Source organism: Flavobacterium sp. AG291 (assembly GCF_003350375.1).
In the GTDB taxonomy this organism is placed as follows: domain Bacteria; phylum Bacteroidota; class Bacteroidia; order Flavobacteriales; family Flavobacteriaceae; genus Flavobacterium; species Flavobacterium suzhouense.
On sequence record NZ_QQAR01000001.1, the window covers coordinates 181030 to 197340 of the forward strand.

Below are 16311 nucleotides of genomic sequence, written 5' to 3' on the forward strand. Positions count from 1 at the left end.
TTTAAATGAATGCCATTTTAAGCTATATGAAGAGAAATTATAAGATTTTAGCGTTTGTTGCTATACTTGCAGTTGCGCTATGGAGTTTTATGCCGAAGCAAAAGGCAGTAAGTGATCCTGAAAAAGACAAACTGCTTCTGGAACTTATAACTTTTGTGATTGAAAAAGGACATTATGACCCCGCAAAAATTGACGACACGTTTTCGAAAGGAGTTTATAAAAGTTACTTAGAATCGCTGGATCCTTCTAAGCGTTTCTTTATACAGTCCGATATTGACGAGTTCTCTAAATATGAAGATAAGATTGACGATATGATATTAAGTAAAGATCTTTCGTTCTTTGATCTTACTTATAACAGACTTCAACAGAGAATAAAAGAGTCTGAAGGTTTTTATAAAGATATTTTAGCTAAGCCATTTGATTTTACCACTAACGAAGAGTTTAGCGTGGATTATGAAAAAATGCCTTATCCTAAAAATGATGCTGACCTGAAAAAGCGTTGGGAAAAGCAACTTAAGTTATCGGTGCTTTCTACTATAACTGATAAACAAAAGATTCAGGAAACACCTGCTGATAAAGATGCCAAGATGGCTAACGATCCTGCTGCAAATAAAGCATTTGAAGATAAAAAGGGTGACGATACTAAGCCTAAATCTTTCGAAGAACTGGAAAAAGAGGCACGTGAATCTTCTCTTAAATCATTAAATGATTATTTTGATGTAATTGACGATCTTGAGCGTGATGAGTGGTTTAGTGTTTACCTAAATGCTATTGCTGAGCGTTTCGATCCGCATACGTTCTATTTTGCTCCGGATGATAAAGAGAAATTCGACACCAGTATGAGAGGATCTCTTGAAGGTATTGGTGCAAGACTTCAAAAGAAAGGCGATTATGTTGAAATATCGGAGCTTATTCCGGGCGGGCCTGCATGGAGAGGTAAAGAACTTGAGCAGGGTGACCTGATCATGAAAGTTGCTCAGGGTAAAGATGCTCCGGTTGATATTGCAGGTATGCGTCTTGATGATACTGTGAAGAAAATTAAAGGGCCTAAGGGAACTGAGGTTAGGCTTACAGTTAAAAAAGTAGACGGTTCTATAAAAGTTATCGCTATAGTTAGGGAAGTGGTTGAGCTTGAGGAAACCTATGCTAAGTCGAGCGTTGTTAAAAAAGATGGTAAGACGTATGGTGTGATATACCTGCCTAAATTCTATATTGACTTTGAAGATAAAAATAGTCGTGATGCCGCTAAGGACGTTGCGCTTGAAGTAAAAAGACTTAAAGAGCAAAAAGTAGATGGTATCATCATGGATCTTAGAGATAATGGTGGAGGATCACTTAAAACGGTTGTGGATATTACTGGATTATTCGTTCCGCAAGGGCCTGTTGTTCAGGTAAAATCTGCGGGTAAGCAAAAAGAGGTGCTTAACGATACTGATTCATCAGTACTTTATGATGGTCCGCTTGTAGTGCTTGTAAATAACTTCTCGGCTTCGGCTTCTGAAATATTTGCTGCAGCCATCCAAGATTACCACAGAGGTATCATTATGGGTAGCAAGCATACTTACGGAAAAGGTACGGTTCAGAATCTTATCGATCTTAACCAGTTCGTACGCAACAACTCAATGGGTGACCTTGGTGCATTAAAAACAACAACTCAGAAATTCTATAGAATTAATGGTGGTTCTACTCAAAGAGAAGGAGTTATGAGCGACATCGTTATGCCGGACAGATATTCTTACATTGACATGGGCGAGCGTGATGTTGATAATGCCATGCCGTGGGATAAAATTGACCCTGCTAATTATAAACCACTTGCAGCTAACTTCTCAGGGGTTATTGCAAGCAGCAAGCAAAGGATGGCTAACAATGCCCAGTTCAAACTTATGGACGAGAATGCTAAATGGGTATTTGAGAAAAAAGATGAAAATACTTTTAGCCTGAATATTGATAAATTCAAAGCAGATGTAGCGAAGAGTGAAGCTACAGCTAAAAAATTCAAGGTGTTAAACGATTACAAAAACAACCTTACTTTTGAAGCGCTGCCTTATGAAAAAGCTTTGTTTGCAAAAGAGCCTTTGCTGGCAGAAAAGAAACAAAGATGGTATGAAAGCCTTTCTAAAGATATTTATGTGGAAGAAGCGCTTAACGTACTTGGCGATATGCAGCCTGCTGCCAAAAGCAATGCTGTAGCCGTAAAGAAGGATAAAATGGTTAAAACGAGATAAAAGCCCTGATGGATAAAACCAATCATTCGCTTACAGGCTTAGCGCTCCAAAAATTCAAAAAGAATTTTTGGAGCGTTTTAAGTTTTGTATTTATTGTAATTCTATTATTCATTTCCATTTTTGCCTATGTGCTGGCACCCGATAAAACCGTTAATGCAAACTGGGGTGATCTGTCAATACACTCTAAATCCCCCGGGTTCACAGTAACGATGCTTACTATTCCTTCAAAGGAGGATGAGGGTAGTATTTCAGATTATTTTATCGGTAAACATACGGCTTCTGAAAAAATACCAATCCTTAAATATTCGGTCACTAAAGACAGTCTTACCTATTATGAATATACTGATGAGTCTTCTTTTGCAGTTGCCAAAACAATTCCGTTGTCTGTTTTTGGTAAAGATGTAAAGGCAGAAAAAGTAGGTGATGAATTCGTAAAAGAACAAAAATTCATACTGGGTACCGATAGTCAGGGGCGTGACCTTCTTAGTCGCTTGATTGTTGGCTCAAGGGTGTCCATTGCTATTGGTTTTGTCGCAGTATTTATTTCGTTAGTGGTCGGGATATTCTTTGGTGCTATAGCCGGTTACTATGGCGGTAAAGTTGACGCCTTTGTAATGTGGCTGGTAAATATCATTTGGAGTATTCCTACGCTGCTTTTGGTAATCGCTATAACACTTGCTTTAGGTAAAGGTTTCTGGCAGGTTTTTGTTGCTGTAGGTCTTACGATGTGGGTTGAGGTTGCAAGAGTTGTGAGAGGGCAGGTAATGAGCCTTAAACAAACACAGTTTGTAACGGCAGCGAGGGCTTTAGGTTACAAAAACAGCAGAATAATCTTTAATCATATATTGCCTAACAGTATGGCACCGGTTATCGTAATCTCAGCGGCTAATTTTGCTTCTGCGATATTAGTGGAGAGCGGTTTGAGCTTTCTTGGCCTTGGTGCGCAGCCACCTGTACCAAGCTGGGGAGGAATGATAAAAGACCACTATAACTATATCATTCTGGGTAAGCCTTATCTTGCCATGGCACCGGGTATAGCTATGCTTTTATTGGTTCTTGCTTTTATGATGGTTGGTAATGCCCTTAGGGATGCGCTGGATGTAAAGAGTGAGTAAATATACTAAAAGAGACTGTGCCTGTTAAATGGTATTAAGTCCCAGAGGGACGATATATTTATAGAAAATATAATTTAAAAGATTATAGGAACTCCGGAGGAGCGGCATTTAAAGATATGTCGCTCCTCCGGAGCTTTTAGACACTATAAATACCGCTTCTCCGAAGCTCTTTATAGGTTGAATTTAAACACTATTGGGAGTGACTGCAAACTGCCACTGCCTACTTGTAATTTACCACTCATTAACCTTATTGGCATCCATTTTTACGAAAATGAACAGCAATATGGTAAATGCCCATAAACTCGAACCACCATATGAAAAGAATGGTAGCGGCACTCCAATAGTTGGGAACAGCTTAATAAGCATTGTGATATTTACGAAGAAGTGCATGAATAATATTGATGCGACACAATAGCCGTATGTCCGGCTGAATTTAGATTTTTGACGCTCTGCGAGATATATGATGCGCAATAATAGGGTTACGAATAGTCCTATTACAACTAATGCTCCAACGAATCCCCATTCTTCACCTACGGTGGTAAAAATATAGTCTGTGTGTTGTTCCGGAACGAAACCACCTTTAGTTTGTGTGCCTTCAAGATATCCTTTTCCAAACCAGCCTCCCGAACCGATAGCAATCATCGATTGATTAAGGTTGTAGCCTTCTGCTTGCTGGTTTACATCTTTGTCAAATAATACATTTATACGGTCTTTCTGGTGATCTTCCAGTACGTTTTCGTATACAAAGTCAACAGAATAGACAAATCCGGCTATAGCTACAAATACGATTGCCGAGAGTATTGGATTTCTATGTGCTCTCCTCGTCAAGAAGAATTGCAGAATAATAATTATTAACGCAAGGGATACCACAAATAACGGTTTCACTAATAAAGCCAAAAGGAAAAGGATGATGGCAATGGCACCTGTTGCAAGATACCAGCCGGGCAGTCCTTCGCGATACAGTACAAGGGTAAGTGAAGCAAATATCATGGCGCTACCGGCATCGGGTTGCATCATGATCAGTGCTACAGGAAAGCCAATTATGGCAAAAGCGATTAGTTGATGATTAATGTTTTTAAGATTGATCTGTACGTCGCTCAGGTATTTAGAAAGCACGAGTGCGGTAGCAATCTTGGCAAACTCCGATGGCTGTAAACTGAAGCCCCCAAAAGAGTACCAGTTGGTTTGTCCTTTAATTGTTTTTCCGGCCACAAAAAGCCCTGCAAGCAATACAATACCCAGGCCGTAGAAGATAAAGGCGTACTTGTCATAAATCTTGGCATCAACTGTAAGGATAACCATGATAAGCGGGATACTAAATATGATAAAAAGTATCTGCTTTCCATATATCTGCCCAATATCAAATATAGAAGTCTCTTCATTAGGCAGGGAGGCCGAATAAATAGTCATCCATCCTGCAATAACCATAAGACAGTAAAGTAATATGGTTATCCAGTCGATATTGTTGGTTACACTTTGGTTTTTCATTCCTTTTGCCTGTTAAGGCTTATAGCTTTGATTAATCTTAAATGGTTGTCCGCTCGTTACTTTGTCGTATTCTGATCTAAGACCATGAGTAGTGATCCATTCCTCACGGGCTTTTTGAGTTACTTCGCCTTTAAGATACTTTTCTATCATAAGGCTTGTTATCGGTCCGGCCCAACGTGATCCCCAATAACCATTTTCTACAAATACCGCAATAGCAATTTTAGGATCGTGTCTTGGTGCAAAGGCTACGAAAATAGAGTGGTCGGTAAGCTGTGTTCTTACGCCGCCTATCTTGGTAAAGTTCTCGGCAGTACCTGTTTTACCGCAAATTTCAATACCCTCTACTTTTAGATGGCTTGCAGTACCATAGTTATACACGTCAAACAATCCGTCTATAACGGGTTGGAAATGCTGTTTGTCTATGGTAGTGTAATGTTTAGTTCTGAATTTTTTGTCTATGTTTTTACCACTCTTCCCAATTTTTTTAATTACGTGAGGGGTATAATACCAACCCTGATTGGCTACAGTTGCCATCATGTTGGCGAGTTGTATAGGGGTCATCGATACTTCACCCTGTCCAATTGAGTTTGAAATTATAGTGGAGCTTCTCCATCCGCCGTTTGGATACCAACGGTTGTAATATTTTGCAGTTGGGATATGTCCCTTTCGTCCCGGAGGAAGATCGTAACCAAGAAAATCGCCAAGTCCAAAGCTTTTAAGGTGATTGCTCCATGCATCTACACCATATTGAGGTTTGGGATATTTATCTATGGTAAGCTTGAATACGTTTCCAAAATAGGCATTACAAGAATTATAAATACCATTATTTAATTGATGAGGCCCAAAACCATGGCATTTCATAAACGCACCACGTCCGTAGGAGAAACCATGGTGACACATGAAAGTTGTGTTTACATCAATAACTTCTTCCTGAAGCCCGACAAGCCCGGTAAGTATCTTAAAGGGTGATCCGGGAGGATACTCGGCTAAAAGACCTCTGTCAAACAGTGGCATTTCAATAGTATCTTTGTACATTCTGGTGTAGTTCTTAGAACGTTCACGTCCAACTAGTATGGATGGGTCATAAGAAGGAGCAGTAACCAAAGCCAGAATTTCACCTGTTTTGGGTTCGATTGCAACAATACCACCACGTTTTTCAAACATCAGTCGTTCACCATATTCCTGTAATTCTTTGTCGATGCTTAATGTTATATCAGTGCCTTGTACAGCTATAGTGTCATAGATTCCTTCTTTAAAAGAGCCTATTTCTCTGTTGAAACGGTCTTTCTGAATGTATTTTACACCTTTTACACCTCGAAGGATCTCTTCATACATTTCTTCCACACCTTGTTTTCCGATGAGGTCACCACTTTTGTAATAAGGGTTTTTTTTGATGATAGGGTCATTAACCTGGGCGATATAACCAAATACGTTAGCTCCCGAAGGGGTTTGATAGTCACGAAGTGAACGCTTAACAATATCAAAGCCTTTAAAACGGCGTATCTTTTCCTGAAATGCGGCAAATTCCCGTTTGTTAAGCTGAGGTAAGAATACTGAAGGAAGCCTTGGGCTGTATACCCTGGCTTTTTCTACCCTTTGGATAAAATATTCTTTAGTTATGTTCAGTAATGAGCAAATTTCAAGTGTGTCAAGGTCTTTCGCCATTTCATTTGGCGTAACCATGATGTCATAAGATGGTTGATTTGCTACCAATAATTTACCGTTACGGTCGTATATATATCCTCTTTCAGGATAGTCATACTGTATCTTGATAGCGTTGTTGTCAGATTTCTTGATGTAAGAGTCATCAAGTATCTGCAAATAAAAAAGCCTTGCCACAATAATAACTGTTGCGGCAACTATAATTATTGGCAATAAACTCTTTCTCATTGTTTGCCCGGCTTAATTAGGTAAATTATGATTATACTAAGTATCAGCGTAAATATTGTTGTAAATAATGTTCTTGTCAAAACCAAAAGAATACCACTAAACTTAAATACCTCTAAAAGGTATAAAATTAAATGATGCGTTACAATAGAAATAAGGATAAATGAAAAACGCTCGGGCGATAATCGTTCATTTATTTTTACAGTTTGATATTCGTAACTAAGTCCAAATGAAAACTTGAAGAATGTTGGCCTCAGATACGCAAGCGTAACGCAGGCCGTGGCGTGCACACCACCAGAATCAGTAAACATATCTACCATCAATCCTAAAAGGAAAGAGGATAGCAGGAGTCCGGCTTTATTTCCGTTAACCGGATATAAAAGTATGAATAGTATGTAAGGGTAAGGGTTAAGGAATCCAAACAAATTCAGCCTGCTGAAAATAATTACCTGAAGGGCAAGCAGGAGTATAAACCTGAATATGTTCATTATGGTACTACTGCTCATTGTTCGAATTTGTGGTTTCTTCTTCCAGTTTTATAATCTCGTCGCGGTCTTTGTTTTCTATGATGTAAACATGACCCAGGCTTGTCATATCGTTAAACAGTCTTACCTCAAGTGTGTAATAGTTTGTCTTTTTGTCCATATATACCTTGTCGATAGTGCCGATAGGTATATTTTCCGGGAATATTCTCGATTCCGCCCCAGTTACTATGGTGTCGCCTTTACGTACGGTGGCAAGCCTTGGTACATCAATAAGCTGAGCAAAGCCTGTATTTTTTCCATTCCAGGTAAGGGTTCCAAAATGATTATTCTTCTTGATTTTAGCGTTAAGCTCAAACTTAGGGTTAAGTACACTGAGTACTGTAGCATATCCGTTAGATACATTTTCAACGATACCCACAACGCCCAGACTGCTTACGACTCCCATGTCGGGTTTAATGCCTTCTTTTATACCGCTGTTTATCGTGAAATAATTTTCAGGGGCACTGTAGGAGTTACGAATTACTTTAGATTGTATTACTGCAAACTGACCCATTGCCAGAGGTATTTTTACCTCCGGGGCATTAACAGTATCCTGAGTATTGAAAAGCATTTTTTTAAGGCGTGCGTTTTCACCTGCCAGCGCTTCGTTTTGCTCTTTAAGGCTAAGGTATTCTTCCACTGTGTTTACCTGCTCATATACATAGCCAGATATAGCATTAGCCGAAGTAACGGCACGGCTTCTATGGTATGAGTGCGATTGTATAGTGAGCGTTAACGAAACGCCCAAAAGCAGCAAAAACAGTAATAAAATACTGTTTTTAAATAAAAAATTAAATATTTGCTGCATCGTTTAGCCTGCTTTATTTGATAAGTATGCTTCTGAATTTTTGTATGTTTTTAAGTGCCATTCCTGTACCTCTGACAACAGCTCTAAGCGGGTCTTCGGCAATATAGACAGGAAGGTCTGTTTTTTGAGAGATACGTTTGTCAAGACCTCTTAACATCGATCCTCCTCCTGCAAGATAGATACCTGTGTTGTAGATATCGGCAGCAAGTTCCGGTGGTGTTTGCGATAATGTTTCCATTACGGCATCTTCAATACGCTGAATCGATTTGTCAAGTGCTTTAGCTATTTCCCTGTAAGAAACGTCTACCTGTTTTGGTTTACCTGTTAAAAGGTCACGTCCCTGTACCGACATATCTTCAGGAGCATTTTCAAGATCTTCTATAGCAGCTCCAATAGTGATTTTTATTTTTTCAGCAGTACTTTCCCCAACAAAAAGGTTGTGCTGCGTTCTCATGTAGTAAACAATATCGTTTGTGAATACGTCACCGGCAATTTTAACCGATTTGTCACATACGATTCCTCCAAGTGCAATAACCGCAATTTCGGTAGTACCACCACCTATATCTACAATCATGTTACCTTTAGGTTGCATGATGTCTACACCAATACCAATTGCTGCTGCCATCGGTTCATGGATAAGGTATACCTCTTTACCATTAACTCTTTCAGCTGATTCTTTTACCGCTCGCATCTCAACCTCTGTAATTCCTGAAGGGATACAGATAACAAGACGCAGGGCAGGTGTGAATAGTTTTTTCTTAAGTGCAGGAATGCTTTTGATGAACATTGTAAGCATTTTTTCCGATGCGTCAAAGTCAGCAATAACCCCGTCTTTAAGCGGTCGTATGGTTTTAATGTTTTCATGGGTTTTACCCTGCATCATATTGGCCTCTTTTCCTACGGCTATTATTTTGCCCGAGATGCGGTCACGAGCAACAATAGAAGGGCTGTCTATAACAACTTTATCGTTATGTATGATTAGGGTATTTGCGGTACCAAGGTCTATTGCGATATCCTCGGTCATGAAATCAAAAAATCCCATACTGGTTTAGTGTATTAAGGTTTTGGTATAAAAAATGTTTAAGCCTACAAAAGTAGTAAAATTAATGTTTGAAATGACGTGTACCAGTAAATACCATGGCAACATTGTTTTCGTTGCAGTAGTTAATGCTAAGTTCGTCTTTTATTGAGCCTCCGGGTTGTATAACCGCAGTGATTCCGGCATTTTTAGCAAGCTCAACACAATCCGGGAATGGGAAAAATGCATCGCTGGCCATAACAGCGCCGTTTAGGTCGAAATTGAAAGATTGTGCTTTTTCTACAGCCTGTCTTAAAGCGTCAACGCGAGAGGTTTGTCCTGTACCTGATGCGTAAAGCTGCTTGTTCTTTGCAAATACTATCGTGTTAGATTTTGTATGCTTACAAATTTTTGAGGCAAAAAGTAAATCTTCAACTTCCTGAGTAGTAGGTGATGTTACAGTAACGGTAGTTAAGTGTTCTTTATTGTCTGTAATATTATCTTTATCCTGAACTAATAATCCGTTAAGGCATGTACGAACCTGTTTAGCAGGTAGTTCTACTTCGTTTTGGATGAGAATAATTCTGTTTTTCTTTTCCTGAAGGACCGCAAGAGCGTCATCTTCATAACCCGGAGCAATTACAACTTCGCAGAAAAGATTGTTGATTTCGTCTGCAGCAGCTTTGTCAATCTTAGCATTAGAGATAAGTACACCTCCAAATGCTGAAGTAGGGTCTCCTGCAAGTGCGTCAAGGTAAGCTTCTTTTACTGTAGATCTTGTAGCAAGGCCACAAGCATTATTGTGTTTAAGAATGGCGAAAGTTGGATTGTCATTTTTAAATTCACCAATAAGGTTAACGGCAGCGTCTACGTCAAGAAGGTTGTTGTAAGATAGTTCTTTACCGTGTAGTTTAGTGAACATCTTATCGAAATCACCAAAGAAGTAACCTTTTTGGTGAGGGTTTTCACCATAACGAAGCACTTGTCCGTTGCTAACACTCTCTTTGTAGAAAGTTTCATCTTCATTGAAATAATTGAAGATGGCTGTGTCGTAATGTGAAGAAGTGTGGAAAGCTTTGGTTGCAAAGGATTTACGTTCTGCAAGTGTAGTGCCTCCGTTGTTGTTAGTGATTACCTCAAGGAATTCTGCATATTCGTTTACAGAAGCAACAATTACAGTGTCCTTAAAGTTTTTGGCAGCTGCACGGATAAGTGAAATACCACCAATGTCAATTTTTTCTATGATGTCAGCCTCAGAAGCACCTGAAGCTACAGTTTTTTCAAATGGGTATAAATCTACAATAACAAGATCTATTTGCGGGATGTCAAATTCCTGCATTTGTTGTACGTCAGACGGATTGTCCTGACGGTTAAGTATACCTCCAAAAACTTTTGGATGCAACGTTTTTACCCTTCCGCCAAGGATAGATGGATAAGAGGTTACATCTTCAACAGGAACTACAGGTATTCCCAGATCTTTAATGAAAGCTTCTGTACCGCCTGTAGAATAGAACGTTACGCCCTGCTCGTGCAGTTTTTTTACAATAGGTTCCAGACCGTCTTTGTCAAATACCGAAATTAGTGCTGATGAAATTTTTTTGATGCTCATTTTTGTAAGTATAAATAAAGTGCAAAAGTAGTTATTGTAGCGTTAACATTCAAAAGCTGTGAACACTAAATTTTAAAGAAATTGAAAATTTATTTCGTTTGGGTTCGCTTCATTTAAAAAAAATGCGGACTTTTACAGAAGTCAATCAAAACAATCATGCTGCTATACCTGCGTTTACTTAAAGAAAGTCTTTCTTTTGCCCTAAATGCCCTTAGGAACAATAAACTGCGCACCTTTCTGTCTCTTCTTGGTGTTACTGTAGGGATATTCTCAATTATTGCCATTTTGGCCGCCGTCGATTCGCTCGACAGGAAAATAAAAGAGGATATGAGCAGTATCGATAAGAATACTATGTATCTTAAACGATTCTCTTTTGGGCCAAGTGAAATACCACGCTGGAAAAGAGAACAGTTTCCGGATGTGAGTTATGATGAATATCAATACATAAAGGATAATGTAAGTTCTATACAGGAAGCCGCATTTCAGATATTTACCAAAAGTGAAACAGCTCGATATGAAGATAAGGCTGCGAGTAGTGTAAATGTGGTTCCGGTTTCCTATGAATTTTCCGAGATCCAAAGCCTGAAGATAGAACACGGGCGATTTTATAATGAATCGGAATCTAATTCAGGAACACCGGTTGCTGTAATTGGTTATGAGATAGCCAAAACTCTTTTTGGGGACGCTAATCCGCTCGAGAAAAAATTCAGGATGTATGGGCAGCGATTTACAGTTATTGGAGTGCTCGAAAAACAGGGGCAGGGTATGTTTGGCGAAAACAACGATACTGCAATTATAATTCCGGTAAACTTTTTACGAAATATGTATGGCGACCATAATGATTTTATGACGCCAATAATTATCATAAAGCCCAAAGCAGGAGAGGATGGAGAAGAGGTTAAGGCTGAAGTGGCTCAGAAGCTGCGTAACTACCGTGGGATAAAGGCAGGTGAGACTGATAATTTTATTATTGATATACTTTCCGGATTTACCGATATGATCGATCAGATAATTGGTACCATGAACATGATTGGTATTGGTATCAGCGCCTTTTCACTTTTAGTGGGCGGGTTTGGTATAGCTAATATTATGTTTGTTTCGGTTAAGGAAAGAACTAACCTTATAGGTATCCAAAAAGCGCTTGGGGCGAAAAACAGGTTTATACTTTTCCAGTTTTTATTCGAGGCGGTTATTCTTTCTCTTTTTGGAGGGCTTATAGGTATTCTTATGGTTTGGGGTATTGCCGCTTTACTCTCGAGCATGATTGAGTTCAAATTCGTACTAAGTTTTGGCATAGTATGTTTTGGTACCGCGGTTGCAATTTTTATAGGATTGGTGTCAGGGATTCTTCCTGCAATAGCGGCGTCGAAACTAGATCCTGTTGAAGCGATCAGAAGTGGTATGTAAAAAAAAACGGCACGTCTTAAGCCCCCACTTGTAACGTGCCGCATTTGTATTGCGATCCATTCACATACTGATATGTTTCATGAACAACAATGAAAATAATAATATCGATGTTATTATTTTTCGCAAGCAAATCTAACATCTTTTTTGAAAAACCGACTAAAAAAGGTATAGACAAAACACGGACATTCCTTGTTTTTAAAAGGTTTTTTAGTGATTTAGCCTTGTTGGGCGTGTATTTGATTGCTCCTATAAAGGTGTGTTCAGTAATATGTTTTCAAGGTCTGATTCGGTTTCGATACCCATCTTTTTTTTAACCCTGTATTTTTTTTTCACAATTGTTTCGGGAGTTACCTGCATCAAAGTGGCCATGTCCTTATATGGTAAATTGAGTTTTAGCAAAGCGCAAAAGAAAAGGTCATTTTTGGTTAATGCAGGAAATTGTTCTCCCAGGTTTTTTTGAAATCCTGCATATGTTTCGCTGAATCTTTTCTTGAATACAGACCAATAATTTTTTTCGCTGGTTAAAGCCTGTAATTGTTCTTTAATGTTTTCAATGCATAAATCCTGTGGCTTTTCTTTGCAAAGTACAATGAGGTTGCTGATGCTTACTTCTAAAGAGGATAGCCAAATAATACCAGAGCTAAGTTCTTCTGTTTTATACTCCAGGTTTTGCTTGTTCAGTTCATTAAACTTTTTTGCATTTTCATATTCCTGAAGCATTTTTTCTTTTTTAAGCTTTTCGGCAGAGATTTTATGAAGTCGTTTTCTGGTTTTGTAGATGTAAATAAAGGATATCGCTGTTAATAGGAGAAGAGCTGTTATAATTGGCAACAGTATTTTTTTGTTGTAATTAAGCCTTTCTTTTAAAGTGAGATTTGTGTTTTCGAGATTTTCGCCTTTTTTTGATTGGTATTTATTTTGGAATTGTTCCTGAAGTTTTAAAGTGGTAATGTCATTTCCTGTTTTTTCAAGTGTGTCCTGAAATTTAAGGCTGTTCTGTATCGATAAAAGCGCTTGGTCATCATTATCCATTTTTTCATGCGCTTTTGCTTTGGTGGCTTCAAAAAGCATACGGTCTTTAATAGTTGCCTTTTGAAGAAATTCCGGTTTCTCAACCAAGTCAATAACTTCTAGTGCTGTCTTGTATTTCTGTTGTTTCAAAAGTACCTCAATGTATTCAGATGCAATAGGGATTGTTTTAAGAGAACGATAAGTAATGGCTTTCTCTAAAGCAATTTTATAATACCCCTCGGCAGTTAACAGATTATTGAGTTTTTCCTGTATGGTTCCCATCTTTGAGTATACAATCCCAATGATTTCCTGGTCGTTGAACTTTTTGAGGCCGGGTAGTGCGTCATTTAAAGCTTTCTGAGCTTCTTCGTATCTTTCCAGGTGTGTAAGGCAATCACCGTAGTTTAAAAGTGCGATGCAATAGTTTTTTGTAGAATTTTGTTCTTTGAACCCTTTGATTACTTCTTTGTAAAGATCTGCAGCAAAGAAAAAGTTTCCTGCATTAAGATATGTATTGGCAAGGCTATGCTTAACATTTAAGCTGTGTTGGTTGTCATTGTTCTTTTCGAAAAGGGATAAAGCTTTTAAAAGGTAGTTGATTCCTTCGTCATTACGGAGTAATAAATTGTAATTTGACGCTATCTCGCCGTAAACTATGCCGAGCCCGGTTTCGTCTCCCAGCTGTCGGTATATGTCTTCTGTTTCGGCAAGGATTTTAAGCGAAACTTCATTTTCTCCTCTTTTTTTATACGTTCCGGCTTTATTTCGGAGTATACGTGCATATACTTTTGGATACTTTACCTTATTTGCATATGGTAAAGCGCGTTCATAATAATATAAGGAAGAGTCGGTATTGTTTTTTAAGTGGTAATAATAGGCATATGAAAGATATGCATTTGAATATAATGTGTCGTGAAGTTTTCCTTTATAGGCCAGTATTTCTTTGATAAGAACTTTTGCACTATCAGGTTCAGAGGTCATAATACGTCTTATCTGGCGTTCTTTTTCCAGAATATTTGTATCTTGGTTTTGGGCATAAGTAAACTGTAGCAGCAAAACCATAATGCCGAATAAAAGTTGCTTCATAGTCCAAACAAGCATTTTTTATATCCGGGGGTAGATGAAATGCGGTGCAAATTAAATCATAAAATTCCAATAAAACATTGAGTGATTTGAAATTTTAAATTCATTTTTAAGATAGGGAGATATACCTGTTTTGTTGTAAAAAAATCCCCCTTAAAAAGGGGGATGATTTTTATCTTACCGGCTGGTTTTGTATAAGATCCAGAAATAAGTTTATTTTATCTTTAAGCTCTTTACGTGGAGTGATAAAATCAAGGAAGCCGTGCTCAAGTACAAATTCTGCAGTCTGGAAACCTTCAGGAAGGTCTTTACCGGTAGTATCTTTTACAACACGAGGCCCTGCAAATCCGATAAGTGCGCCCGGTTCAGAGATGTTTACATCACCAAGCATAGCATATGATGCTGTTGTACCTCCCGTAGTAGGGTCAGTACATAGTGATATGTATGGTATTTTAGCATCTGCCAACTGAGCAAGTTTAGCCGATGTTTTGGCTAACTGCATCAGAGAATATGCTGCTTCCATCATCCTTGCACCTCCTGATTTAGATATCATCACAAAAGGAATCTTGTTTTTGATAGAGTGATCAATTGCGCGCGCAATCTTTTCACCTACTACAGCTCCCATAGAGCCTCCGATAAATGCGAAGTCCATACAGGCAACTACAAGGTCTTTTCCTTTAGATTTTCCAACAGCAGTTCTTACAGCATCTTTAAGTTTGGTTTTTTCAGTAGCTTCTTTTATACGATCCCCGTATTTTTTTGTGTCAACAAACTTTAGGGTATCTTTAGAAGTCATGTTTTTGTCAAACTCCGTAAACTCATTGTCATCAAAAAGGATGTTGAAGTATTCTTTACTTCCTATTCTTACGTGGTAACCATCTTCAGGGCTTACGTAAAAATTCTTAGCAAGCTCGTCTGCATCAACAATTTTACCGGTTGGCGACTTGTACCATAGTCCTTTTGGTACATCTTTTTTGTCTTCGGTTGGTGTTGTGATCCCTTTTTCTGTTCTTTTAAACCAAGCCATCTTTTTCTGTTAAGTTTAGTACTGCAAGCAGTTTGTTGTAATTATAGTGTATTTACGTTGTTTAGGTCTTTAAATGCCTGCTCAAGTCTTGCATTAAAAGTAAGTTCACCTTCACGTATCCATTTTCTTGGATCATAGTGTTTTTTGTTTGGTGACTCAGGTCCGTCAGGACTACCTATCTGTGTTTTTAAATAATCGATGTTTTTAACAACATAATCACGAACACCTTCTGTAAAAGCAAACTGAAGGTCAGTGTCAATGTTCATTTTGATAACACCGTAACCAATAGCTTCTCTGATTTCTTCAAGAGTTGACCCTGATCCTCCGTGGAATACGAAATCTACCGGGTTATTTCCAGTGTTGAATTTTTGCTGAACATACTCCTGAGAGTTTTTAAGGATTTTTGGAGTAAGTTTTACGTTACCCGGTTTGTATACACCGTGTACGTTACCAAAAGCAGCAGCTACGGTAAAGCGAGGAGATATTTTGCTTAGTTCTTCATAAGCATAAGCAACTTCTTCCGGCTGAGTATAAAGTTTAGAGCTGTCAACATCAGAGTTGTCAACACCATCTTCTTCACCACCTGTAATACCAAGCTCGATCTCAAGGGTCATGCCCATTTTACTCATACGCTCAAGGTATTTTTTAGAGATCTCCATGTTTTCTTCAAGAGATTCTTCTGAAAGGTCAATCATGTGCGAACTGAAAAGTGGTTTTCCTGTTTCAGCAAAATGTTTTTCACTGGCGTCAAGAAGACCGTCAATCCAAGGCAAAAGTTTTTTTGCACAGTGGTCAGTATGTAAAATTACAGTAGCACCGTAAGCCTCAGCAAGTGTATGGATATGTTTTGCACCTGCAACTGCACCAAGGATAGCTGCTTTTTCGTCAGCATTTGATAATCCTTTACCAGCGTTGAAAATTGAGCCACCGTTAGAGAACTGGATGATAACAGGAGCTTTAAGTCTTGCTGCAGTTTCCATTACACCATTAACTGTGCTTGAACCTGTAACGTTTACTGCAGGAAGTGCAAATCCTTTTTCTTTTGCATATCTGAATATTTCCTGAACCTGATCTCCGGTAGCAACACCGGGCTTAATATTGTGGGCCAT

12 protein-coding genes are annotated in these 16311 nt (G+C 38.5%); 3 read left to right on the forward strand and 9 right to left on the reverse strand.

From position 1 onward, the window contains the following. The first annotated feature begins 5 nt into the window (after nucleotides 1-5). Both DEU42_RS00845 and DEU42_RS00850 read left to right on the forward strand, forming a co-directional pair. Nucleotides 6-2225: a carboxy terminal-processing peptidase gene (locus DEU42_RS00845; RefSeq protein WP_114756385.1), complete on the forward strand. Its 2220-nt coding sequence runs from the start codon at nucleotides 6-8 to the stop codon at nucleotides 2223-2225. Between the two features lie 8 nt (nucleotides 2226-2233). Continuing rightward, nucleotides 2234-3340, forward strand: a complete 1107-nt coding sequence (locus DEU42_RS00850) for an ABC transporter permease (protein WP_114756386.1) — start codon at nucleotides 2234-2236, stop codon at nucleotides 3338-3340. A 231-nt stretch (nucleotides 3341-3571) separates the two neighbouring features. Here the strand turns inward: DEU42_RS00850 and rodA are convergent, their stop codons facing one another. The 6 genes from rodA to purH form a co-directional block, all read right to left on the reverse strand. Then, the gene (gene rodA / locus DEU42_RS00855; protein ID WP_114756387.1) at nucleotides 3572-4828 is read right to left on the reverse strand and encodes a rod shape-determining protein RodA; all 1257 of its coding nucleotides are present in this window, start codon (nucleotides 4826-4828) and stop codon (nucleotides 3572-3574) included. Nucleotides 4829-4840: 12 nt separating this feature from the next. Next, the gene (gene mrdA / locus DEU42_RS00860) at nucleotides 4841-6718 is read right to left on the reverse strand and encodes a penicillin-binding protein 2 (protein WP_114756388.1); all 1878 of its coding nucleotides are present in this window, start codon (nucleotides 6716-6718) and stop codon (nucleotides 4841-4843) included. Beyond that, entirely contained in the window at nucleotides 6715-7221 is a 507-nt protein-coding gene (locus tag DEU42_RS00865) for a rod shape-determining protein MreD (protein WP_114756389.1), read from the reverse strand. The genes mrdA and DEU42_RS00865 overlap by 4 nt, the downstream gene beginning before the upstream one ends. After that, complete coding sequence (gene mreC / locus DEU42_RS00870) at nucleotides 7211-8047, reverse strand: rod shape-determining protein MreC (RefSeq protein ID WP_114756390.1); 837 nt, start codon at nucleotides 8045-8047, stop codon at nucleotides 7211-7213. Before mreC ends, DEU42_RS00865 begins: the two co-directional genes overlap by 11 nt. A gap of 13 nt (nucleotides 8048-8060) precedes the next feature. Further along, nucleotides 8061-9089: a rod shape-determining protein gene (locus tag DEU42_RS00875; protein ID WP_114756391.1), complete on the reverse strand. Its 1029-nt coding sequence runs from the start codon at nucleotides 9087-9089 to the stop codon at nucleotides 8061-8063. 61 nt (nucleotides 9090-9150) lie between these two features. After that, nucleotides 9151-10674 carry a bifunctional phosphoribosylaminoimidazolecarboxamide formyltransferase/IMP cyclohydrolase gene (purH, locus tag DEU42_RS00880; protein WP_114756392.1) on the reverse strand — a complete coding sequence of 508 codons (1524 nt, stop codon included), beginning with the start codon at nucleotides 10672-10674 and terminating at the stop codon, nucleotides 9151-9153. A 156-nt stretch (nucleotides 10675-10830) separates the two neighbouring features. Between purH and DEU42_RS00885 the strand changes: the two genes are divergently transcribed. Further along, nucleotides 10831-12081: an ABC transporter permease gene (locus DEU42_RS00885; protein WP_114756393.1), complete on the forward strand. Its 1251-nt coding sequence runs from the start codon at nucleotides 10831-10833 to the stop codon at nucleotides 12079-12081. A 246-nt stretch (nucleotides 12082-12327) separates the two neighbouring features. On the opposite strand, the gene DEU42_RS00890 is transcribed toward DEU42_RS00885, so the two are convergent. From DEU42_RS00890 to fbaA, 3 genes are all read right to left on the reverse strand, one after another. Further along, nucleotides 12328-14178, reverse strand: a complete 1851-nt coding sequence (locus DEU42_RS00890) for a tetratricopeptide repeat protein (RefSeq protein ID WP_147278033.1) — start codon at nucleotides 14176-14178, stop codon at nucleotides 12328-12330. A 169-nt stretch (nucleotides 14179-14347) separates the two neighbouring features. Beyond that, nucleotides 14348-15202 (reverse strand): acetyl-CoA carboxylase, carboxyltransferase subunit beta, encoded by an 855-nt coding sequence (gene accD / locus DEU42_RS00895; protein WP_114756395.1) that lies wholly within the window; start codon nucleotides 15200-15202, stop codon nucleotides 14348-14350. Between the two features lie 41 nt (nucleotides 15203-15243). Then, nucleotides 15244-16311 (reverse strand): class II fructose-bisphosphate aldolase, encoded by a 1068-nt coding sequence (gene fbaA / locus DEU42_RS00900; protein ID WP_114756396.1) that lies wholly within the window; start codon nucleotides 16309-16311, stop codon nucleotides 15244-15246.